Raw genomic sequence first — 21,618 nt, 5'->3', positions numbered from 1 at the left:
GACGCGGACCGCGCCCTACCCAGAATGCAGAGAGGGGGGGCCGCGATCGCGCCCCCCCCCTTCCTCACTGACACCATCACCGGCTACCCCGCACCAAAAACCGCTCCGTCTCCAGCCCCGGAAACCGCGCTTTCACGACCTCTAGGAACGCCATCACCTCCGCCGTCGCCGGCGACACATGCTCATGCAGCTGCGAGCGCCCCACGTTCTTCACGTCATGCACCTTCACGGGGTAGCCCGCTTCGGTCAGCCAGGCGGCGAGCTTCGCCTGCGACAGGTCGGCGCCGTCCAGCCCCCAAGCCCGCTGCACATAAGCGGTCAGGAAGGTCCGGATCGCGGTCCCGAGGATCCCGGTCCTCGCCGTCGCGTACACCTGCCCCGTAGGCCCGCGCAGGCGCTTCGGTTGCCCCTCGTTCTGCCCGTCGGCCTTCACCGTCACGTTGGACGCCGCCTGCAGTGCCCGGAAGCGCGCCCGTCGCAGGTGGTTGCCCGCGTAGAGCCCGTAGAACGCCTGCCAGTCGCCCCAGTCCGCCATCGTCTTGAGGCAATGGCCCGGACGCACCCAGGTCCCTTCCTTGTCCTTTTCCCCCTCGCGCCAGCGGTCGAACAGCATCCGGGCCAGCTCGCCCTCGGCCGCGTTGTCCCAGGGCACGGTCGCAAAGGCCAGATGCTCGATGCCGAGCGATTCGATCCGGACCATGCGGGCATCGACCGGACGGCGCTTGAAGTCGTACTCCATGTTGAGCCGCACCGGGGTATCGATGGTCTGCAGGTCCCAGTCATTGAGCACCATCTCGCCCAGCGACATCAGGGATGCGCGCTGGATGACCTGCCCGGGCTGGCGGTTGGCGAAGAGATCGAGCATGAAGCGGTTCTGGTTTTCCGGGCGCATCAGCGCGCGCTCCTTCTCCTCGTCGCCCTCGGCGCTTTCGAGCGGCACCTTGATGCCGCTCTTGGCCACCACCGGCTCCTGGCCGTCGATCGCGAGCCCCGTGAGCTGCAGGCGGGTCTTGCCGGCGACCGCCTGCCCGATCAGGTGCTTCAACTCCGTCATCGCCGTGCCCGGCGCGATCCGGTCCACCAGCGCCTGGAAACGCCGGCACATCGTGCCGGTGAGGTCGAGCTTCTCCAAATCCACCAGCAGGCCATCCGTCGTCGCCGACACCGCCAGCGTCCCCGCCGGCAGCTTCCACAGGATCTCGCCGAGCACTGCCCGCGCGAAGCCAGATACCAGCGCCGCGACCGCCGGCTCCGAGATCCCGGACGGGCCGATCGCGCGATACTTCAGGTCCTCCATGTCCAGCGCCCGCTTGCCCTTGAAGCCCTGGCCGGTTTTCCCATAAACGCCATTGCCCACGAGCTTCATGAACTGGTGGGGCAGGGACTTCTTGTCAAACTTCAACCGCATCGCGCGGGTGTAGATCGAGCCCGACTCGAAGGGCCTGTAGCCCACATCGCCGTGGGACTCCGGCGGAAACTGCATCTCCGTTGCCGGCACGAAGACGTCACCCTCGGCTTCTAGCCACAGGCTCGTGTCGGCGTCCTTCCCGGTCTTCTCCCGTCGCAGACGCTTGGCACTCTCCGCGAAGACCGCCGCGCGGTCCTTCCACGGAATCACCACCCCGAAGCGGATCGTGATCTCCGCGCCCATCTCCAACGCCAGCTCGATCTCCGGTGCCGTCGCCAGGGCCACGCCGGAGAGGGGATACCACAGCCCGTACTTCTCCATCATCACGGCGAGGCACGGATACAAGGTCCCCTCCGGAAACCGGAACTCCACCTCGGCGTAGCCCGCCACATGCCCCCGGAAGCGTTCTGGGTCGCGGGTGATCTCGATCCGCTCATAGTCGAGACACATGATCCCGGCGAGGCTCACCACGTAGCAGGCCGCCAGATCGTGGTCGAACAGCCGGTAGCCCGGCTGTGGCATCGGCGTCGGACCGAACCAGTAACACTCGTTGCGCCCGCCCATATACACATCGGCGAAGAAGGCCTCGAACCAGCGCCGCACCCGCGTCGGTACCCGCTGGGTCTGGGAAGTCGGACGCCCGGTGGCCTCATTCCAGCGCCAGCGCCGTACCTTCTCGAAGTTCAGGGCCACGTCCGGATGGACCCCGTCACGGCGCATGCACAGCTGCACGAGGCGCACCGACAGACCGCTCGCCGTCGCCGACAAGCCCTTGATGCCCAGGTAGCGGTCGCAGAACCACAACACCCACAGCACATACAGCACGGCGATCTCGGCATCCCGCAGCCCGTAGGCCTTGAACAGGCCGGGCAGCTCCCGCTGGAGGCGCCGCATCTCGGACTTGCGGTAGCCTCGGGGCAGCATCACCTTGGGCACGTCCAGCCAGTCCCCGAGCTTCGCGAGGGGCGTGCCCGGCGGCGCGAGCCGCGCCGAATCGACGATCCGCACCGACAGCACCCGCGGGTTGAAGTCATCCCCAACCACGTAGCGGTAACGGTGCTTGAGCCGCTCGGCCTGCTCCTCCTTGAGGGGCAGCTTCACCTCGGCCGGGCGGGCCGTCGTCGCGAGGGTGCCATTGACCGCCTGGAGCTGGTGGCGAAACTGCTTGAAGTCCCGGAAGACCGAGATGTCCGCCCGGGTGAAATGGCCGCACAGCACAACCTCCTCGGGCCACTCGTCGAACACGCATTCGATCTCGGCCTCATCGAGCAGGTCGTACAGCGCCTCCGCCAGCGACGGGCGATCCTGCACGGCGTCCTTGCCCACGAGGTTGATGACCTTGCTGTAGCGTAGCCCCGTCGGCCCGACGACATAGAACTGGACCGAGAGCAGCACGTTGCGGCCCTTGGCCTGATATTCCCACTCGCAGTCAAAGCCCACGAAGACCGGCGGGCCGAAGCCCCGGCGCGGAGGAGGGCGCTTGCCGTCGGCACCGATACCCCCCGTGAGTGGCTGCGCCATGACGGCGAGCGGCGGCGGCTGCAAGCACGTCGCCAGAAAACCGTCCAGTTTGACTTGATCCTCGGGTGAGACATCCGATTCGATGGGCGGCGGCCCGCCAGATTGATCCGACGACGGAGCGGAAGAGTCTGCCCGCTTGGCGCGGGCTTTCTCCATCAGGGGATGGAACACGTCGTCCAGGTGCGTAAGAAGCGCATCGAGGCTGGGCCGCGTCGCGGCGGCCGGCTCATCGACGATCAGCTCCATCGTCGTTTCCGCGCCCTTTTTGCGCTTGAAGCGCGCCCGGTCCTTCCGGGCCTCGACGATGCGTTCGAGCATCGTCGGTTTGGTGTCAATTGCCATACTACATGGGCCCCCACATCGAGATTGACACTGGCCGAAGCCATCGCCGACCTGATGGCCGACGGCCTGACCCCGACCGATGGACAAAAAAAGGGCCGCCCGCCTCAAAAGGCAGACGGCCCGGTCAGGCATCGCCGCGACGGGCGATGCCGGCGCGGATCAGCGCGGCGTGTCGGTGGTATCCGTCTGGGCGTCCAGGTCGAGGATCGACCAGTCCGGCTCGATGCGTCCGTTGCTGGCCCACACCTTGTCGAGCATCTCGACGACAAGGACCGCGATGGTCTCGTTGGCGGTGTGGAGGTAGTCCACCATCCGGTCACGCAGGTTGAACACGCCCACGCCGCCCGGGTAGGCCTGGAAGCGGCCGATCTGGTGGTACTGGATGACGGTCTTCCCCTTGGGGAAGCGGAAGTTGCGTTGGGCCATGAGAATCTCCTTATAAAATGGCCGTTGTTGTTCGTGGTGGCGGCACCGGCAATCGCCGGCAAGCAAAGACGGTGCTGCCCCACACCTTCTAGCGGGCTGTCTGCCCGTTAAAACTCGTCGTCGATGTAGCGCCGGACCCGGACGGGGCGCGGCATCTTGAGGGTCGTCAGCTTCTGCCGGGCCGGTGCCTGGTAGGTCTGGCGGCGCGGAGGAGGTGCTTCGTCGGCCTCCTCGTCGTCGTAGTCATGTTCAGCCTCGTACGTGTCGAGGTCTTCGTCCTCGTAGTCCTCGTCGTCCTCCTCGGGCGTGTAGTAAGGGCCGTCGTAGTAGATGCCGCCGGGCTCCCAATCGCGTTCGTCGCCGTGGCTCTTGATCGTCATGGTGGTGGTCCTTTCCTCGGGTAGAAGATGCTGTCGCAGGGTTTATTTGGTCCGGACGACGCGCGTCTGGTGCCAGCCGGGCTGGCCAAGCGTGGCAACGTCCATCTGGAGTTCGTATTCGCCCTCCTCATGGCCCTTGTCTTCCTCGCCGGTTTCATAGAGTTCGACGGGAATAGCGGGCAGGGCCGCAGCCGTGTAGCGCCGTACGTCGCCGAGGGCGTCAATCAGTTCCACCACGATGTCGCGCAATTGCTTGCAGGCCGGGCCATTCACGTAATGCTCGTCACCGCGACCGTCGTAATAGGTGCCGTAGTTCTGCTCGACGAAATCCGCCGCCGCAACGAACTTCTTTGCCGCCACAAGGGCTTCGGCGATGCATTGGGTCTGCATGGTGCTTCTCCTAAGTAGTGCCCAGTGCCGGGATTGGCGCCGGGCGGGTTGATGAAACAGTGGGTACTTCAGCTCACGCAGCGACAAGACGCTGGTCGCGAGGGATCTCAATGCAAGGCACTCAGGGGTAGAGCGCAGTGCCGCCGCCCTTGACCGTCGCCGCAGGGGCACTAATCAGACCGCTGACCACATTGACCGCCCGGTGCAGGTTGTCGTGGTAGGTCGCGAGGTAGTGCCGCTCCGTCGTCCGGATGCTGCGGTGCCGCAGCAATCGACTGATGCTAATAGCATCAATTCCGCTGCTCGCAGCGAGGCTCGCGGTGGTCTTCCGAAGCGTGTGGAAACACGCCGACGGATCGATCCCCACATCAGCGAAGACCCGTTTCAGCACCTTGCGAGGCGCACTCATGGGGCCATCGCCTCGCGCTGCCGGGAACAGCCGGTCGTTGTGGCTCAGCTCCCGCAGCCGCCCGATGATCTGGAGGGCGCGTGCTGTCAGCGGGACGATCTCGTTCCCGCCGCCCTTGGATTCCCGCAGGTTCAGCAGACGCCGCTGCACATCCACGTCCGCGAAGCGGGCATTGAGGGCTTCGCCGATCCGCAGCGCCGTCTCCAGCAGCAGTTCGATCAGGAGGCGGAAGCGCTCTTGCTCCGACTGCAAGCGAACGAGCACTCGGTGGACCTCATCGACGCTCAGCGCCATCGGCGGCGGCGGGTTCTCCCGCAGTTGCTGCCACCCGTCCAGCGGGTTGTGGTCGATCAGACCATGCTGTTTCGCCAGCCGGAAGATCGTCCGCAGGGCCATCGCCGCACGGTTGATCGTGGCCGCCTTCAGGCGCTTGCGCCGCAGGGACTTGCCGGGCTTGCGCAGTTCAGTCAGGACCTGTTCCACGTCGAAGGCCGAGATCTCGCTGATCTGCATCGCCCCAAGCGGCTCGGCGAAGTACAGGACGTAGCGCGAGATCAAGTCCTTCCACGAGCGCAGGTTCTCCCGGGCCCACGGGGTGACGACGGTTTCGACGAACACGTCGAGCGTGACCTTCGAGGCGGCCGGATTGCGGCCGCGGCGGACCATTTCCCGGTCCCGCTGGGCACGGGCCACCGCTTCCATGTAGGGCACCTCGACGGAGGTCCCGTAGGAAATCGACGCCCGCTTGCCCGTCTCCGGGTTGGTGTAGCGAAAGACCCAGTACCAAAGGTGCGGATCGGTCAGCGACGCGACCCGCTTGAGGCCGGGGACGCCGGGCGTTGCCTGTTCCTTGGGGCGCCGCGGACGATCGCGCTCGATACTGGGCGGATCACATCCGCAGGCTCGAGCGATCAGGGTGACATCCTCAGCACGAGGCCGCCTGGCCTTGCGTCGAGTACTCTTCGCGCCGACGTGAGCCGCTGAGTTGTCGTCAGCGGGCGCAATTGGAGCGGGGGGCTGGCGCTTCATCTCACTCCATCCGGCGAGCCTGCGTAAATTGGTTGGGTTTGAAGGGGTTGAAGAGTTTCATGGGGGGCTTTCTTTCCTCGTTTTGATGAGCTGCCGTTCAGCACGAGTTGCACTTTAATCGAGCCAGAAAACCCCTGAAAGAAGCGGATTCGAGCACTTAGTGTGTTGATAAATATGGATTATTCAAGGCGGAAGGGGCGCTTCTCGCGGCACTTCGACACCCAACAAGGATCGCGCGCCGGGCGTGGGGTCTTGGGCGCGAATTCAACCCTGGAGTTGTCCGATGGCGTGTCCAGAGTTAATCCGGACTGCCGCGCGCTAAAAATACAAAACGGGTTGCGGTAAAATTAGACAGAAAATCTTGTCCAGAACTCTCCTACGCTCGATCTGCCGCCTCCGATGCCCGTGAACTCCATGCCGAAGTCGCCTACGCGTAGCGTGCCGCCGCAAGTGCGCGACGCCCTGTTGCTCCGCTGGCTGGGCCCGAAGGTGGAAGGCGACAAGGAAGCGGGCCGCTTTGCCGGACGCCCTACGCGCGAGCTCGCGAAGGCTTTCAACCGCCGCTTCCGGACGGAGCTGAGTGAGCGCACAGTGCTGCGCTACATCCACCAGGCGGTTGCGCGCGCCACCCGCAGGGCGGAGGCCGCGACGCGTCATGCCGCCCTGGTCGGCCGCGTGGGCGTTTTCGTGCCGCCCCCGGAGGTCGCCCTGCCCACCCGGGGACGCCCGAAGTCGGGGGGATCGCCCAAGCCCCGCGCACCCAGGAAGAAACCTGCACCGGTCAGTGCCTTGCCGACCCTGATCAACCTGCCACTCGCCGCGGACGCTCCGGCTGCGAGGCGCCCCCCGCGAGAGCGAGAACCCGCGCCCGTCCAGCCGCTCACCGCTGTGCCCACTTTTAAGCCCCCGCGAGCCAGGCCGGGGCCAAAACCCCGCTTCAAGCGCTGGAGCCGGGTCTGGTGGGAACTGCAGGCGCTGACCGGGTGGTCAGCACGGATGCTGTATCACCATCTCCAGAGATTTCCCGGGATTCAGCCGCTTCTCGGCAGTCGCGCGTCCTTCTTGCAGGGGCTGGCCGATCTCGATGCACCGCGCCCGACCTGGGACCCCGTGGCTGCTACCCAGGCACTGCCCGTTGCGCCGGAGGAGGCGTTCATTGAGGATCTGCGCAGCTGCGGCGTCCTGCATGTCCTGCATCTGCATCAGGTTCTGCTGAATACCGAGAAGGGCGAATGGGCGGTGTTGCTGCTCGCCTTCGACCCGCAGTCGCTGTTCGTCAACGTGCAGGTGCTGGACTTCGAAGCGCCACCGGGCCGGCGCTCGGCAGGAAGCCCCCTGGGACGCCCTCGCCGTAAGTGTCACGCGGAGTGGCTGGCGACCGTCAAGGAAGAGGGCGATGCAATCGAGGTACAGGTATCCCCGGATGCCTATCGGGATTTCGTGATCGATACGATCGCGAAGACCGGCATCCCTTACAGCCCGGTATGGCTGAGCCTTGGCGTGGCGGTCCCAGACCATGTCGTCGATGCGCTGACGCAGCACGCGCCCGACGACGCGTTTGTCGTGTCACCCGTCCCGGATTGGCCGCGCGGGCCGCTGGTCGTACCGACGTCCCTCAAGACGCTGTGCGGTCAGCTGGCGGACCTCGTCAATGCGCACAACCGTGCGTTCGCGCAGCCGCGCCTTCGCAAGGTCCGGGCACTCATCGAGGCGCTAAAGGAAAAGGGGAGGGTGACTCCGTCGACGCTGGCCTGGCTGGAGGACAACGGCCTGTACGACGTGAAGATGGACCATGTCATGACGCTGGGCCTGCAGCATCCACCGCGCCAGGATGTACGCCACTTCGCGGTGCTGAGCGCATTCGAGGCGGGCTATCCGGGTCTGTCGTCGCGGGGACACTATGTCGCGCTCAAACCGCTGCGCATTCGGTCCCAGTTTGTCGACGAGGGGGAGTCGTGACGTTACGTGATCCGGACAGGCCGTTGCCTGTCCGGATCACAAGAAAGCGGCGCCGGGGCAGGTTTCTTGATCCTGCCCCGGCTTACGCGCTGTTGCTGGTGTCAATTGGCTTACTACATACACCCCCATGTAGAGATTGACACCGAAACCATCGATACCTGTTTGCCAGCCCGCGGCGCTTTCCCGACCGCCAATACCGCCCATCAGCGCGCCAGAAACTCCCGTGGCAGGACGACCGGAATGCGGCGATAGGGGTTGAGCGTCAGCAGGTCTTCATCGCTGCTCACCACGACGTCGGCCGAGCAGGTGAGGGCCAAGGCCAGGAACTTGTTGTCACGCGGATCGCGGCACGGCGGTTCGAGCGTCTTCTCGTCGGCCTCGGAAACGTGGAACAGCCGGGCGTGTTGGCGGTACAGCTCGACGAACTGCATGCGTAGTGCCCGGTCGAGGTAACGATCGAACTTGTCGCGCGCCATGACCTCGCCGATCTCGGCGAGCGTCGCGTCGGATACGCACAACTCGGCCTCCGCGACGGCCTTCAGGAACGCCTGACGGGGAATGGAGGTCGGCCGGAGCGCTGCACTGACGAGGGTGCTGGTGTCGAAGACAACCCGTTTAACGAAGTTCATTCACCATCCGCTGCACGTCACTGTCGGAAAGTTCGGCGGCCTCGGGTTTCAGGCGGGCGTCGGCGGCACTGAAAAAAGTCTCGAAATCGCTGACCACGCGCTCGCGCTGCTGGCGGACGGCCAGCAGCTCTTTCATGTCTTCCGGCGAGAGCACGAAGGCCACGGGCCGCCCTCGACGGGTGATGGTGACCGGCTCGCGCTGGGCGCTGTCGATCAACTCGCCGAAGCGGTTCTGAGCCTCGACGGAGGTCACGGTACGCATGGGTAGTCTCCTGGGTGAAATAGCTATTATGGCGATTATAGACAATACGGGAGGGGCCGTTTGATCCATCGTCCGTATGCGGGCTTACGCACCCGCGCAGGTGGTGTCAATTCCGCAACTACATACACCCCCTTCACAAGATTGACACCAAAAAAAAGACCACCCGCCCGTCGCCCTCAGGAGGCGATCAAGCGGGCGGTCCTTCAACGGGCCAGCGACGCCTCGTCAGCTGCGATCTTCACCCCATCCCCTTTCGCCGTCTGCGTCGCCCGAGTGATCACGTCCGAGACCGCCTGGGAGGCGCGGGCCAAGGTCGAGTTCGCCATGTGGCTGTAAATCATGGTCGTCTGGGGGCTGGCATGATGAAGTAATTTTTGAACCGTGAAGAGTGTCTGGCCCGCATGGCTCACGGCCAATGCCGCATGTGTATGGCGAATGTCGTGCAGGCGTACATGTCCTTTGATGCCCGCCGCGGCCAGAACCCTTGCAAACGCTTTCCTTGGGTCGCGCAGGGGCTTCGTCGAGTCCGTCGGGGACGGAAACACCCATGGACTCGCCTGCCGGCTCTTGAGCTGGCTCAAGAGCGCGATGCATTCCTCCGACAGGGGCGAGTACTGCGGCTTGCCGGACTTGGTCATCGGCATGAACCAGATCCGCCGTTCCAGGTCCATGTGCTCCCAGCGCGCCTTCAGGGCATTACTGCGCCGGCAGCCGGTGAGCAGCATGAAGCGCAGCGCGGCCATCACCGAGGGTGCCGGGTCCTTGTCCATCGCGACCACCAGCCGCCCGACCTCTTCGAGGCTCAGATACCGGCTCTTGCCCGAATTCTCTCGAAATCGCGGAATCCCGCGGCACGGATTGTCCGGCAGCACGCCGAGGGTCACCCCGCGCCGCATCATCGCCGAGAGCAGGGACAGGAAGCGGTTAGCCGTCGCCGGGGAATGGGTCTTTCGCACCGCCGCGATGAAACGCTCGACGTCCCGGCGCTGGATGTCGCACAGACGACGCTCGGCCGAGAAGAAGGGAATTACGTGGAGGTCCAGCTTGCTCTGGTCGTCACGCCAGCTGCGTTTATGGACCTTCGCGTACCCTTCCAGATAATCCTTCGCGAAGCTCGCCAGCGTCGGCGAACTACGCTCCAGATCGCGCCCCTCCTGCGGATCGATGCCCCGGTCTAGCTGCCCACGGGCTTCAAGGGCCAGGCGCCGGGCATCGGCAAGGGACGTCGCCGGAAACCCGCCCAGACGCATTGCCCGCTTCGCACCCCGGAAACTATAGCGCAACCAGAAGGTCTTGCGCCCGGACCCTTTCGACACCGCTAGGCGCAGGCCCGGAATCTCGGTATCGCTCACCTCATAGCCCTTGCCGGGCGCATCAAGGGGGCAGGGCAGCAACTGCTCGATGGCGCGGACGGTAAATCGGAATCGCGTGACGCGGTTCATCGTCAAATCTCCTCGATCGAAAGAAGGAATGGAAGAAGTGCCCCCAACCCGCCCACACTCTGCCCGCCGCGGACGCACTCAGTCTCTCAAGTCCGAAGCACGCCGCCGCCGGGATCACGTGGCGCTGCGATAGCGGCTTGGCGAGGCTGAAGCGAGGGGACGGGCGCGAGGGCAAGGCAGGGGCAGGCCGGCTGCTGCCGGTCCCTTGCCGGTGTTTCCGGCGCGGTGGCGGGGCAGGCTTACGGCGTGGTGCCGAGCCACGCCAGATCGTCAAACTGGCGATGCAGCACGTCGGCCAGATCGACGGCGCGCACCTCGGTGGCTCCGAGCACGGCGAGTTGCCGGCGGGCAAAAACCTCGTCCGCAGCTAGCACCCATTGGGTTCCGCCGCCGATCTCGACCTGCAGCAGGCAGAGCTGGGGCTGCCCGGGAAAGCCATACCGCGCCAGGGTCTGGATCAAGGCCTGCCGCTCGGCGTCGATCCGCGGCAGGCGGGCATTGAACTCCAGGATGCCCGCCCGCTCGGCAAACCACTCGTAGCGGTCTTCGCCCAGCAGCGCCACGAGCCGCGCTACGCCCGCATCGAGCGGGATGGGATGGTTCGATGGGATCATCGCCTCAGTACTCATCTGCCAGGAGGATTGTCGTCACTGACCGCGGTTCCGCCTCGGTGATCACAAAGAGCTTGACCCCGGCGACGGTATAGACCGACAGCAGCCGAGCCCCGGTCTGGAGGGCCGCCTCGTTGGCCTGGGCATCCTCGGCGCCCACTTCGCCCCAGTCGCCCGTCAGGTGGCGGGCCAGCAGCTTGACGGGGTGAAGGTTCTGCTCGCGCAGCAGGGCGTCCGCCCCGCGGGTCGCGACGATCTCGCCGGGACTGAAGCGCAGGCGCGTTTCTTGGTTCATAGGGTTCTCCAGAAAGCAAAGCGCCCGATGCGGTCCTCGCATCGGGCGTCAGGGGTCAAAGGCAGCAAGATGGACGGGGTCCTTAGGGGCGGAAGCCCCCCGGGACTAGACCTCCACCGGTTCGGTGACGGCATACTCGGCGCACAGCGCCAAGAGGCGCGGCTCCACATCCGGGTGACGGGGCACAAACAGCGTCACGCCCTCATCACCCCCGCCGGGAATGAAGACCAGTTCGTAGAAGCGGGCATGCCGCCCGGCGTACTCGAAGATCGGGCTGAAGGCCGGATCACCGTAGGCAACGCGGGTGACAGGATTGACGAGCAGCGGAATGCCGACGGCGGCCTCCACCTCGGCGAGGCCATCACCCGGGATCATCACCACGAAAGGCCCGTGCAACTCGGCGTCGAAGTCCTCGCCGATCTCCCGCTCGTCGAGCCGCCGTTCGATCAGCGCCCGCAGTTCCGCATCGTCCAGCGCCGCCACATCGGCCGCATCACGCAGGATCCGCATCGGAAACCTCCTCGCCGGCCTCGGCCGTTTCCACCACCGGGATGAAGCGGTTGCCCCCGCGCTTGTCCTTCTTCCTGCCCTTCGGCACCGCGGAGGTTGCCGTCACCGGCATGGCCGCCTCGACGGAGGCAGACGGGAACACGAAGACCTCGCCCGGCAGCGCCATCATCTGCAGCCGCCAGGCGTCCCAGTCGCCCGCCTTGACGAGGCCGAACTTCACCTCCGGCGACTTGGCGAGCAGGCCCTGGGCGAGCAGCGCCGCGCAGGCGTAGGGCGCGTTGTTGTTGCTGCGGCCCTGGTACGCCCCTTTGAGCTGCTTCGAGCCGAAGGGCTTGCCGGCCGGCGCCGCATCGACCGCCGCCTCCAGATCGTCGAGCGCCACCACCTCGCGGTTGAAGTTGCCGCCGCCCTCGGCCGCGGTGATCAGCAGGAAGACCTGGGCGTGGTCGGGAGCGGCCAGCAGCGCGTACTGGATTGCGGAACTGCCGGAAAGGGTCGATGCCCGGGAATCGAGCAGCCGGTGATAGGTCGCCGACGCGACCTCGGGTTTCTTGGCCATGGGGCCTCCAAAAGAAAGATGCCCTCCGGGCCACAGGGCCGGGAGGGCGACATGAACAGGAAAAACGACGGTTCAGCGGATCTCGACGCGGGCGTCGATCTCGCGCTGGGTCAGCGCGTAAGCGGCTGCAGCAGCCAGCAAGGCCACGGCAGCACCGGGGCCGGTCGGCAGGGCCGCCAGCACAGCAGGCAGGAACGGAAACACACAGGTACTCCTCAGGGGCGACAACACGAACATTCCTTCGGCAGGCGGACCTGACGAAGGCGCGAGAAACAGGATTCAGATCAGCCCGCGCTCGGCGAACGACAAGGGCGAAGCGGTGCCTGCCACGATGAAGTGATCGAGCACGCGCACGTCCACCAGCGTCAGGGCCTTCTTCAGCGTCTCGGTGAGCGCCAGGTCGGCCGAACTGGGTTCGAGGCTGCCGGACGGATGGTTATGGACGAGGATCACCGCCGCGGCATTCGCCTCCAGGCACAGCTTGACCACCTCGCGGGGATAGACCGAGGTCTGGGCAAGCGTCCCGCGGAAGAGCTCGACCACATCGAGCACGCGGTGCTGGCTGTCGAGCAGCACGACCCCGAAGACCTCGTGGGGCAGGTCGCCAAAGCGCAGGCGGAGCAGGTCACGGACCTTCTGCGGGCTGTCGAGGCAGTCGCCCAGTTCGACGGCTTCGGCGAGCGCCCGGGTCAGCAGTTCGCGTGCAGCGCCGAGGATACGCACCGCGCGATAGTCCGCCGGGGTCTCGCAGACGCCGCTCTGGCGGGTGTGGAGGTGGAAGAGCTCGGCCAGCGACCGTCCGGCGAGGGCCTCGGCGGCGACATCGCCGACCAGCAGCCCGAGCAGGCTCGCGGTGGGTAAGGTGCGGATGGAAATCAGGGGATCGGACATGAAGACCTCCGGAGAAGGCCGGTGCCCACGCAGCGGGGGCATCGGCGGCGTGGACAGAGAAAGGCCCTGGTCACCCGGAGGTGAGCAGGGCCTATGGAGATCCGGCTGGATCACAGGAATGATATGAAGGCCAAGGCGGGGGCTCTGACGCCTGTCGGTTGCGGCAAACCGCCGGAACTGGCGCTAACAGGCTCTTAGGGGGCCTGACGAGGTCAGCGGTGTGTGCGAGCCGGGATCAAGCCGGACGAGGGTAGGCGGGAGAGGTTTGAAGCGGTCGCGGATTGATAGAAGAAGCCGGTGCAGGAGAACCCTGCACCGGCTTCTTCTTGCGGGTCAGGCCGCGGCGAGCGGGGCCTCGTCGTCGAGGTGAAGCGTGACGACGGCGAAACGCCCGCGACCCCGCCTGGCGGAGATCAGGCCAGCGGCAGACAGGCGGTTGAGCGCGTCAAGGGCCGCGTCATCGGAGATCGCGTAGCGGGTGCGCAGCCAGGGGCCGAAGGTGAGGGTGCGGCAGCCCGTGGAGGCGGCATGGATGCACAGCGCCAGGGCGACGGCCAGGGTGCGACCGCCGGGCAGGCCGGCGGCCTTGGTGAGGAAGCTAACGGGCAGGGGCTCGGCGGGCTTGCGCTTGAAGACTGGGCGGGGAGGGGGCGGGAGAAGGGTGGCGGGCATCGTGACCTCGGGGAGGGAAGCAACGATGGGATGTTTTGCGGGATCGGGCTGGGGGCCGGAACGGGTCAAACAACCCGTAGACCGATGCCCGTCGGCTACTCCATAGCGGAACACGGCAGGTCCACATTTGGGTCGAGAGTAGGGCGGAGGAAGACCCCCCCCAACCCCCTTTGGTCTCGCGCGTAGGATCGATGCCTAGGCGTTACTCGCTGTCGTCTAGAGTTCCTAGGTTACGGCTGAAGGTCCTGTAAGCGGCGAAATCAAACGCCGGATCAAGCTCTAAAACTCGCTCCCGCAAAGCTCCATGGTCATTGTCCGCACGTCCGCGGCCGTAAGTCTGCTGGTTACGCTGAATTCCTTCGATGAGATCAACACAATCATCGAGCTCATATCGATCCAAGTTCGGGCGGATGACCTCAGCGAACCGCCGATCTGCGCTGTTGTAGCTCCCACTGGCTACGTAGTACTTGTTCGCAAGACGAATCACCGTCTTGGCCCATTCCGGTGAATCCGATATTTCCTCAATGGCGTCCCACGTCTCGCGTTCGATTTGAGGGTAGTCCTTCCCTGCAATCCATTCACCCAGCTGTTCCGCGTGCTCTTGCAGGTTGGCCGCGGTGAACCACGCCAGACAGCTGGCAGAGGGATCACTCTCAGCTACGTGCTGAACTGCTGTCTTTGCGTGATCTGCCAGGAGCCCGTATAGCTGCGCCTCGCGCGACAAGAAGCGAATCAAGCAGACAACAGGATCCCCGCCAGTCGCTATCGTGCTGAAATAGTCTGTCTCGGCCTCGATTTGGTCTCTGAATTGCCCAGGGTTACGCCCATATAGCAAGCGCAACGCACTGAGGTTGATCGCGCGGTTCTTTTCGCATCGCTCGTCGGTCAGCCTGAACACAAACTTCCAGAGCGCCTTGAACACAGCCTTCTCCACTTCAGGATTGAAGCGAGTGTAGTACTTGCTCTCCAAGTAGGCCTTTAACTTCTTTTCATCGATCAAGATGCCTGAAGCCTGCTCAAGATCCTCGATGAGTTCGTTGACGATCTGTTTGGACAAGATCGGTGCCTTGGTCAGAAGACCATCCAGCGTGTTGCGGATCAGCGCACGCGCTGTTTCACGATTCGGGCGATGTAACTGGAAATTCGCGTTGACCACGGGGTGAGCAGCAAGATGGCGCTGCCGTTGGAGGTGCAGCAAGTTCTCTCGCTCGGCAATGTCAAGGAGCTGTGTTTTTTCGGCTACCGACTCAACTAGTTTGGTTTCCCAGATCGGGGAGCGCTCGTTGTCTTGTTGGAGCTTCCCGATATCCGTAAGGATGTTCTTGGCCTTGGTGTCGCCGTAGAGGTCGACGAGGTTCTGCAGTTTAAAGAGCAAGTCACAGACCGCGACAGACCAGAGCATTACGACCGACGACCGGTAGTTACCTGCCGCGTAGCAGCTCAGCACCTCCGAAAAGTACTCCTTTGTTCGCGTATCGAAGATCTGTGTCGCACGTTGTTCAATCGAGTATTCGTCAAGCATTCTTGGCTCATCCAAGCGGTAGTCAGCAAAAAGGCGAGGCCCGACGTGACAGCACCTCCGAGCAATCTCGCCCATCTTTAATGAAGGTCATGGCAAACGCGGATACGCGCCTTCTAGCTATTGGAGGCCGGATGCGGTGGTCAATTGCCGTAAGCGTTGCAAGGCCTCTTCGACCACCTGCCCATGCCGCGCGATCGAATCGAGAATCTCGGCCGGCGAGCGCAGGTCGCGCTCCACCCTGGCGTGGGGATTGACCGCCTTCAGATCGAAGGTGGCCGCGTCGATGGCATCGGCACGGGCCTGGGCTTCGCGGATCGCCTTTTCGGTGAGCAGCAACTCATCGCGGCAGGCACGCAGGGCCGCGTCGTCGCCGCCGGCCTTCTTCAGCGCGGCGGCCTGCTCCTTGAGGGCCACCGTCTTCTCGCGCAGCTCGGCGACCTCCGCCAGATGGGGCGCCATCTCCTCGGCCGCCCTGGCGCGGCGGGCGGCGAAATCCACCGTCCATGAAAAGTCACTCTCGGCCTCCGGCGTGCCGCGCTGTCCCAGCAGACGGGCGAAGCTCGGGAAGGGGCGCGGATCGCGCCCTTCTTCCTGCGCGGCGGCCTGCTCGTTTTCCAGCCATTCTGCGGCCAGGGTGTTCGGCAGCTCGGCATCGGCCAGCACCTCGAAATGCTTGCTCCAGCCGAAATGGGCCAGGGTCATCGGGGTCTTCTTGCCCACCTTCACGCCCGACAGGTCGTAGTACCAGATCCGCTCGGTCTTGCGGCCCTTGGTGAAGAACAGCAGGTTGGTCTTGACGCCCGCCCCGGCGGTCGAGAACACCCCGCCGGGCAGGCTGACGATGGCCCACAGCTCGCACTCGTCGAGGAGCTTGCGCTTGGTTTCGACAAAGGCGCTCTCGTTGGTGCGGAACAGCAGCCCCTCATCCAGCACCACCCCGCAGCGCCCACCAGGCTTGCCGTCCAGGGCGGGCTTGAGCTCCTTCAGGATGTGCTGCATGAACAGCACCTGGGTCGAGCTGCTCTCGAAGCTGTAGTTCTTCTGCGCGTCCTTGCCCTCCTTGCCGCCGAAGGGCGGGTTGGTCAGGATCACGTCGAAGGTGGCCGGGGCCTCCTCGAACAGCGCGTCGTAGGTCGGCGCCCCGGAGAGCGTGTTGCCGTGCCACAGGTTGGGCTGGTCGATGCCGTGGAGCACCAGATTGGCCAGCGCGATCGGAAACACCAGATTCTCTTTTTCCCGGTCGAAGAAGCTGTCGTGCTTCAGCCCCTCCAGCGCCGTCGCCGCCGGCTGATCGCCCAGCTTGACGGCCATCTGCTCGTAGGCCTGGGCCAGAAAGCCGCCGGTGCCGCAGCAGGGGTCGTAGATGGTCTCGCCGGGCTGGGGGGCCAGGGTATGCACCATGGCCCGCACCACCTCGCGCGGCGTGAAGAACTGGCCGCCGTCGGAGTTCTTCTCGCCCATCTTCAAGAGCAAGTCCTCGTACACCTGGGACAGGGTGAAGAAATGCCGGTCGTCGATATGGTCGATGCTGATCTGATGCACCAGATCGAGGATGTTGGCGAAGTCGGTCTCGGAGTCCACGCGCACCCGCTCCACCGCCGTCATGATGCGGCCGATGACCCGCTGCCGCGGTGTGGCCAGCAGATTCGGGCGGCCATCCGGCAGGGTGTCGAGGCGGTGCAGGTAAGGCAGCAGCTCGGTGTTGATGAAGGCGAACAGGTCGCCGACCCGGGCCTTCAAGGCCTCGCGCTTCCAGCCCAAGGCGCGCCCGTCGACGGTAAAGGCCTCCTGCTTGTCGTCGAAGGGGGCGGCCCAGTCCTGCCAGCGGTAGGGCGCCTGCAGCGCCGGCGCAAAGGGCCGGCCGACGGCCTCGGCCTCTTCCTGCGCCTTGCTCTCCTGGGCGTCGAGGATGCGCAGGAACAGAATCCAGGTGAGCTCCGGCACATACTGCAGCGCGCTCGCGCAATTGGAGCGGCGCATGATGTCGCAGATCGACTTGACGAAGCTGGAGAGGGATTGGGTGGAGGCAATGGCCTTCGCTGCCTTGGCCTTGGGGGAGGCGTCGGCGCTTTTCTTGGTTCGGGGCATGTTCAGAGGGCGTCGAAAACTTGGGCGAGGAGACGGGCGGGGAGTTGCTCGATGTGATCCAGTCGGGTCTGGATCGAGGCTCGCAGCGCGGTCAGCTCCTGATTGACGGCCTGCATGTGCTTCGCGAGGCGACGTTGTTCATGGATTTCGGGGAGCGGAATCGGGGTGGCTGCCAGGGCTCCCTGTGAGATGTTTCGCATGGAGTCACTGCTGCCCGTTGCATTGGCCTCGATATGGGCACGCGCTTCGGGGAGGCGCAGTGCTTCCACAAAGTAGTCCGGATCACATTGCATCGTGTCGAGTATCAGGCGCAGGGTCTTGTCTGACAGCAGACGTTGCGGGTAATCACGTTCCGCTCGAACGACAGCGCCGACCAAGGCGATGGTATTGGCCCGCGACACAATTACGTCGCCTTTGCGTATGCGGTGCCGGTCGTCTGGCGTGTAATCCCCGTCGATAGCCTTTGCTTCCCCGGGTTTGAACTCGCCCCAGCTGACGGCGCTGACCTTCAGTACGCCCAATTCCCTTTCGGAAGCCAGCCTTTCGCTGGTCTGGAAGCTCTTCCCGGCATCGATGCACTGGAGCAGGTCTTCGAGGCGGACGCGTCGAAAAGCATCCAGGTCCATCATTGCCTGATCGCGCAATTTGTTGGCAAGGAGAGCCGCTTCCTTCAGCTGGGTCTGAACTGCCTGGCGGGCGTCTTCAACTGCGGCCAGTTGAGATTTTATTAGGCTAGCAATCCGACGCTGCTCTTCGAGCGGCAAATCCGGAACGGGCAACTGCTCAAGTCGAACTAAAGGCAAATGCGCAATTGTCGTCTTCGCATTTTGATCCTCGAACGTGCCCTTCAGCGCCTGCGAGCGAATCCAATATGCGAGAAATTCGGAGTCAGCGATGCCTGTATAGGGGCGAAGTCTATGCAACGCTTTCTGGTAGTAACAATCGGCTAACTCCCCGTTCCAGACTGCGCAGCGGCCAGGCTCTCCCCCTTCGCAAATGAGCAGGTCACCGGGATGAAGCTCGAATTTTTGACGTTCGCGTTCAGAGAAATCCATGGTTGCCAAGTCTGATAAGTCAAACCGACCCCACTGAACATTCTGATTCCGCAAGTACGTAGATTGATACAGGCCAGTCTTTGCTGCTGGCGACAACATTTTGCCAAGTTGAATTTCAGCGATGCTGCCAAGTGGAACGAAATTCATACCCCAAACAACCTCGTCTTCGCTTCTCTCAACACATCCACGGGCTTGCCCAGTCCTTTCAAGGCCGTCAGTCCGCCGGCGCGGCGGATCTCCGGCACGTTCCATAGCTCTGTCGATTCCAGTTCGTCGGTGCCGCCGATGCCGAACTGGTGCCCCAGCCCGCGCAGCACGATGGCGGCCTTGCCGTCCATGGCGTCGAACCACGCGGCGTTGCCCGTCAGGTAGGCGTCCTTGCGCTCGGTGCGCTTGAGGGCCTTCTCGCGGTAGCCGTAGTGGGCGAACAGGTCGAAGTGGTCGCAGTCGTTCATCTGCATCAGCTCGCGCACCATGTCGGGGGAGTAATGCTCGCCGAGCAGGTGGCCGATCAGGGCCCGGCGCTTGGCAGTCTCGACCCACAAACCGCGAAAGTCGTGAATGGTAGCGGCTTCGCGCAATACGCGGGCGATCATTTCCTGGCGGTATTCCTCGATGGGCACGAGGGTGTCGCGCCCGTCGCGCTGGAGCAGGATGTGATGCCCCAGCGAGTCGATGCGGCTCTCGCCGCCGCTGGGCATCTCGGGGAGCGGGGCCGGACCGCCGCCCTCGTCATCACCCCCGTCGCCGTTGCTGCCGCCGGGCGTGGCGGGCTTAGGCGGGCGCCGCGCGGTGATGAAGTCGGTGCCGAACAGGTCGGTGACGCCGGTGTAGTCGTAGAGCCAGAACTTGTACTTCTGGGTCTCCTCGTGGATGCGGGTGCCGCGCCCGACCATCTGGTAGAAGAGGATGCTCGACTCCAGGTGGCGGAAGAATACGACGGCGTTGAGGCGTTCGATGTCCACGCCGGTGGCGAGCAGGTCGACGGTGCAGGCGACAAAGCAGCGCGCGCCGGAGCCGCGCATGGGCTCGATCAGCTCGGCGCCGCCCTTGTCGGTGCATTTGAAGGCGTAGTGGTCCTTCGGGGTCTGCCCGCGGTCCTTGCACCAGTTGGCGTAGAGGGTTTGCATCTGGGCGGCGACCCGGTCGGCGTGGATGTCGCGGGTGCAGAAGATGATGACCTTCTGCTCGGGGCCGCCGTGCTCGCACAGGCGCTTGAAGAGATCGGCGCACATGGCGGCGATGCGCTCGGGCAGCAGGATGTCGTCGTCGAAATCCTTGGCCACGTACTGGGCCTTGAGGTCTTCGGCCTTGACGTACTTGCCGGTGCGGGCGTCGATGGGGCTGTTGGCGAGCACCTGCTCGCGGGTGAAGGTCTTCTTGTCGACGGAGGGGCGCAGCTTGACGATCTCGCAGGCCGCCAGGTAGCCGTCTTCCTGGGCCTGGATCAGGGTGTATTCATACACCGGGTCGCCAAAGTAGGCGCGGTTGTTGGCGGTGATCTCGGTGTCGGCCTTGGTCTGCTGCTTGCCTTCGCGCAGCTGGCGCGGAGTGGCGGTGAGGCCAATGTGGATGGCGTCGGGGTTGCGCTTGAGCACCTCGGACCAGCGCCCCCAGGCCGAGCGGTGGCATTCGTCGATGATGATTACCGAGAAGGCGTTGTCGGGGTAATGCTGGCTGAGGAAGCTGGCGGACAGCTGCTTGTCTCCCTCATCGTTCTCGTCGAGGCCGAGGGTCTGGTAGGTGGCGATGTGCACCTTGGCGTTGCGGGCGGCGTTGAGCCCTTTCTCGCTGGTGACGACGCGCACGCTGCCCTTGGGGAAGGCGAGGGAGAGCTTGTTCCAGGCTTGGGCGCGGAGTTCGTCGCGGTCGCACAGGAACAGCGCCGGCTTGGCGAGCCGGCCGGCTTCATGCAGGCGCCACAGCAGGTTGGCGGCAATCACGGTCTTGCCGGCGCCGGTGGCGAGACTGAGGAGGATCCGGGCGGGCTCGCCGGCCTTCTCGCAGCTCAGGACTTTCTCGAAGGCGGCTCGGATCGCGGCGTCCTGGTAGTAGCGGGGCTTGTTGAAGGCGGCCGCGTCGACCATGAACAGCAGCGCCGACCCGGGCGCCTTGATGTCGATGCCCGTGTCGGTGGCGTAGCGCGCGGTGAGGGCGTCGTGGGAGGGGAAATCCGCCAGCGGGAAGGGGCCGGCAGGGGCCTGGTCGGTGAGATCGAATTCGGCGTAGCGGTGGCCGTTGGTGGCAAAGACGTACTGCACGTGAAAGCGGGTGCACTCGGCGTAGCCCTTGGCCTGCTGCATGCCTTCGAGCGGATCTTTCGTTTCGGCCTTGGCTTCGAGTACGCCGACCGGCAGGGGTTTGGGCATGCCTGGTGCCTGCACGCACAGCAGGTAGTCGGTGCGCCCGCCACCGGCGCGTCGGCGCCCCCGGTTGCCGGTGGGTTCGACCGGGGCGGGGGTTTCCATCTTGAGCTTCCAGTGCTCGTCGTATCCTTTGCCCCGCAGGACGGGGTCGATCAGGTAGAAGCGCGTTTCGGATTCGTTGTAGCTCATGACGAAGACGGATCATGCCGGCGGGGATTGGCTTGATGACGTTTATATCATGGTCGAACCGCATGGCAAGGGATGCGGACACGAGGTGGCGCTTTTCGCATGGCACTTTGTGCAGCCTCCGCGAGCCAGGCTCGCAGGGCTGAAACAATCGGGATGCCCGGCGCAGGTCCCATGATCCTGCGCCGGGATCACGTAGGTGCCGCCAACTCGATTCAGTCATGCGTTGTTGCTCGGCGATAGCTTTGGGGGTAAGACAACACGGGTGGTGTCAATTGACGTACTACATAGACCCCCTTGCCGAGATTGACACCAAGACGATCGGCTGCCCGAAATCCGCTCGAGGGCCGGTCTGCGCCGGTCGCGTGGTGGGCGGGGGCGTTGAAGAGGCTGTGTATCCCGGTGCAGCACCGCGGCGAAACCGTGGCGGCCGGCGGGGGCATGCAGTCGGAAGGGGGCCGTCGCGCCGCAAGGGCTGCGGAACCGGGTTCGTGGCGTGACGAGCTGCTGGGGCGCCCCTCACGGCGCATTGGGCGAGGGCGACTGAGCGGCCGCGCCTGTATGCGTGATCCCGTGCCCGGCATCGAAAACCCCGGACCAGCAATCGACCAGACAACAAAAAAGCCAACCCTCGCGGATTGGCTTTTCTGCTTGCTTGTCTTGGCT

At 64.6% G+C, this 21,618-nt stretch carries 20 protein-coding genes; 1 reads left to right on the top strand and 19 read right to left on the bottom strand.

Annotated features, from left to right (window positions below):
* Positions 1–76: 76 nt before the first annotated feature.
* The 5 genes from Q0672_RS22160 to Q0672_RS22140 all read right to left on the bottom strand — a co-directional run bounded on the left by Q0672_RS22160 (position 77) and on the right by Q0672_RS22140 (position 5,905).
* Positions 77–3,247 (bottom strand): hypothetical protein, encoded by a 3,171-nt coding sequence (locus tag Q0672_RS22160; RefSeq protein WP_298626067.1) that lies wholly within the window; start codon positions 3,245–3,247, stop codon positions 77–79.
* Between the two features lie 183 nt (positions 3,248–3,430).
* On the bottom strand, positions 3,431–3,697 hold the full coding sequence (locus Q0672_RS22155) for a hypothetical protein (RefSeq protein ID WP_298626064.1): 267 nt from the start codon (positions 3,695–3,697) through the stop codon (positions 3,431–3,433).
* A gap of 107 nt (positions 3,698–3,804) precedes the next feature.
* A complete protein-coding gene (locus tag Q0672_RS22150) occupies positions 3,805–4,077 on the bottom strand; it encodes a hypothetical protein (protein ID WP_298626062.1) in 273 nt (90 codons plus the stop codon).
* A 42-nt stretch (positions 4,078–4,119) separates the two neighbouring features.
* A complete protein-coding gene (locus tag Q0672_RS22145; protein WP_298626059.1) occupies positions 4,120–4,467 on the bottom strand; it encodes a hypothetical protein in 348 nt (115 codons plus the stop codon).
* Positions 4,468–4,588: 121 nt separating this feature from the next.
* On the bottom strand, positions 4,589–5,905 hold the full coding sequence (locus Q0672_RS22140; RefSeq protein WP_298626055.1) for a site-specific integrase: 1,317 nt from the start codon (positions 5,903–5,905) through the stop codon (positions 4,589–4,591).
* 450 nt (positions 5,906–6,355) lie between these two features.
* On the opposite strand from Q0672_RS22140, the gene Q0672_RS22135 reads away from it, so the two are divergent.
* Positions 6,356–7,864 (top strand): hypothetical protein, encoded by a 1,509-nt coding sequence (locus Q0672_RS22135; protein ID WP_298626052.1) that lies wholly within the window; start codon positions 6,356–6,358, stop codon positions 7,862–7,864.
* Positions 7,865–8,067: 203 nt separating this feature from the next.
* On the opposite strand, the gene Q0672_RS22130 is transcribed toward Q0672_RS22135, so the two are convergent.
* The 14 genes from Q0672_RS22130 to Q0672_RS22065 form a co-directional block, all read right to left on the bottom strand.
* On the bottom strand, positions 8,068–8,493 hold the full coding sequence (locus Q0672_RS22130; RefSeq protein ID WP_298626049.1) for a putative toxin-antitoxin system toxin component, PIN family: 426 nt from the start codon (positions 8,491–8,493) through the stop codon (positions 8,068–8,070).
* A complete protein-coding gene (locus Q0672_RS22125) occupies positions 8,480–8,755 on the bottom strand; it encodes a type II toxin-antitoxin system Phd/YefM family antitoxin (protein WP_298626046.1) in 276 nt (91 codons plus the stop codon). The genes Q0672_RS22130 and Q0672_RS22125 overlap by 14 nt, the downstream gene beginning before the upstream one ends.
* Positions 8,756–8,958: 203 nt before the next feature.
* Positions 8,959–10,197 (bottom strand): site-specific integrase, encoded by a 1,239-nt coding sequence (locus Q0672_RS22120; RefSeq protein ID WP_298626043.1) that lies wholly within the window; start codon positions 10,195–10,197, stop codon positions 8,959–8,961.
* Between the two features lie 239 nt (positions 10,198–10,436).
* Positions 10,437–10,811, bottom strand: coding sequence for a hypothetical protein (locus Q0672_RS22115; RefSeq protein WP_298626040.1), 375 nt, complete (start codon positions 10,809–10,811; stop codon positions 10,437–10,439).
* 4 nt (positions 10,812–10,815) lie between these two features.
* Entirely contained in the window at positions 10,816–11,103 is a 288-nt protein-coding gene (locus Q0672_RS22110) for a hypothetical protein (protein WP_298626037.1), read from the bottom strand.
* A 105-nt stretch (positions 11,104–11,208) separates the two neighbouring features.
* Entirely contained in the window at positions 11,209–11,613 is a 405-nt protein-coding gene (locus Q0672_RS22105; RefSeq protein WP_298626034.1) for a hypothetical protein, read from the bottom strand.
* Positions 11,597–12,172 (bottom strand): hypothetical protein, encoded by a 576-nt coding sequence (locus Q0672_RS22100; RefSeq protein WP_298626031.1) that lies wholly within the window; start codon positions 12,170–12,172, stop codon positions 11,597–11,599. The genes Q0672_RS22105 and Q0672_RS22100 overlap by 17 nt, the downstream gene beginning before the upstream one ends.
* 72 nt (positions 12,173–12,244) lie before the next feature.
* Positions 12,245–12,376 carry a hypothetical protein gene (locus Q0672_RS22095; protein WP_298626028.1) on the bottom strand — a complete coding sequence of 44 codons (132 nt, stop codon included), beginning with the start codon at positions 12,374–12,376 and terminating at the stop codon, positions 12,245–12,247.
* 75 nt (positions 12,377–12,451) lie between these two features.
* Positions 12,452–12,895 carry a JAB domain-containing protein gene (locus tag Q0672_RS22090; RefSeq protein WP_367179988.1) on the bottom strand — a complete coding sequence of 148 codons (444 nt, stop codon included), beginning with the start codon at positions 12,893–12,895 and terminating at the stop codon, positions 12,452–12,454.
* A gap of 501 nt (positions 12,896–13,396) precedes the next feature.
* Positions 13,397–13,735 (bottom strand): hypothetical protein, encoded by a 339-nt coding sequence (locus Q0672_RS22085; protein ID WP_298626026.1) that lies wholly within the window; start codon positions 13,733–13,735, stop codon positions 13,397–13,399.
* 202 nt (positions 13,736–13,937) lie between these two features.
* Entirely contained in the window at positions 13,938–15,257 is a 1,320-nt protein-coding gene (locus Q0672_RS22080; protein WP_298626023.1) for a hypothetical protein, read from the bottom strand.
* A 117-nt stretch (positions 15,258–15,374) separates the two neighbouring features.
* Positions 15,375–17,345: an N-6 DNA methylase gene (locus tag Q0672_RS22075; protein ID WP_298626020.1), complete on the bottom strand. Its 1,971-nt coding sequence runs from the start codon at positions 17,343–17,345 to the stop codon at positions 15,375–15,377.
* A gap of 2 nt (positions 17,346–17,347) precedes the next feature.
* Entirely contained in the window at positions 17,348–18,547 is a 1,200-nt protein-coding gene (locus tag Q0672_RS22070; RefSeq protein WP_298626017.1) for a restriction endonuclease subunit S, read from the bottom strand.
* Positions 18,544–20,955 carry a DEAD/DEAH box helicase family protein gene (locus Q0672_RS22065; RefSeq protein WP_298626014.1) on the bottom strand — a complete coding sequence of 804 codons (2,412 nt, stop codon included), beginning with the start codon at positions 20,953–20,955 and terminating at the stop codon, positions 18,544–18,546. The genes Q0672_RS22070 and Q0672_RS22065 overlap by 4 nt, the downstream gene beginning before the upstream one ends.
* Positions 20,956–21,618 lie beyond the last annotated feature (663 nt).

This window comes from uncultured Zoogloea sp. (assembly GCF_937894855.1).
Lineage (GTDB): Bacteria > Pseudomonadota > Gammaproteobacteria > Burkholderiales > Rhodocyclaceae > Zoogloea > Zoogloea oryzae.
The sequence above is the reverse complement of the archived record's forward strand: the minus strand, read 5'-3'. Positions and strand labels throughout refer to the sequence as shown.

Coding starts and splice junctions, on each gene's coding strand:
- Q0672_RS22110 (WP_298626037.1), bottom strand. CDS start 11,103: ATGAACCAAGAAACGCGCCTGCGCTTCAGTCCCGGCGAGATCGTCGCG.
- Q0672_RS22065 (WP_298626014.1), bottom strand. CDS start 20,955: ATGAGCTACAACGAATCCGAAACGCGCTTCTACCTGATCGACCCCGTC.
- Q0672_RS22160 (WP_298626067.1), bottom strand. CDS start 3,247: ATGCTCGAACGCATCGTCGAGGCCCGGAAGGACCGGGCGCGCTTCAAG.
- Q0672_RS22075 (WP_298626020.1), bottom strand. CDS start 17,345: ATGCCCCGAACCAAGAAAAGCGCCGACGCCTCCCCCAAGGCCAAGGCA.
- Q0672_RS22155 (WP_298626064.1), bottom strand. CDS start 3,697: ATGGCCCAACGCAACTTCCGCTTCCCCAAGGGGAAGACCGTCATCCAG.
- Q0672_RS22070 (WP_298626017.1), bottom strand. CDS start 18,547: ATGAATTTCGTTCCACTTGGCAGCATCGCTGAAATTCAACTTGGCAAA.
- Q0672_RS22105 (WP_298626034.1), bottom strand. CDS start 11,613: ATGCGGATCCTGCGTGATGCGGCCGATGTGGCGGCGCTGGACGATGCG.
- Q0672_RS22125 (WP_298626046.1), bottom strand. CDS start 8,755: ATGCGTACCGTGACCTCCGTCGAGGCTCAGAACCGCTTCGGCGAGTTG.
- Q0672_RS22100 (WP_298626031.1), bottom strand. CDS start 12,172: ATGGCCAAGAAACCCGAGGTCGCGTCGGCGACCTATCACCGGCTGCTC.
- Q0672_RS22145 (WP_298626059.1), bottom strand. CDS start 4,467: ATGCAGACCCAATGCATCGCCGAAGCCCTTGTGGCGGCAAAGAAGTTC.
- Q0672_RS22120 (WP_298626043.1), bottom strand. CDS start 10,197: ATGAACCGCGTCACGCGATTCCGATTTACCGTCCGCGCCATCGAGCAG.
- Q0672_RS22150 (WP_298626062.1), bottom strand. CDS start 4,077: ATGACGATCAAGAGCCACGGCGACGAACGCGATTGGGAGCCCGGCGGC.
- Q0672_RS22085 (WP_298626026.1), bottom strand. CDS start 13,735: ATGCCCGCCACCCTTCTCCCGCCCCCTCCCCGCCCAGTCTTCAAGCGC.
- Q0672_RS22080 (WP_298626023.1), bottom strand. CDS start 15,257: ATGCTTGACGAATACTCGATTGAACAACGTGCGACACAGATCTTCGAT.
- Q0672_RS22140 (WP_298626055.1), bottom strand. CDS start 5,905: ATGAAGCGCCAGCCCCCCGCTCCAATTGCGCCCGCTGACGACAACTCA.
- Q0672_RS22115 (WP_298626040.1), bottom strand. CDS start 10,811: ATGATCCCATCGAACCATCCCATCCCGCTCGATGCGGGCGTAGCGCGG.
- Q0672_RS22130 (WP_298626049.1), bottom strand. CDS start 8,493: ATGAACTTCGTTAAACGGGTTGTCTTCGACACCAGCACCCTCGTCAGT.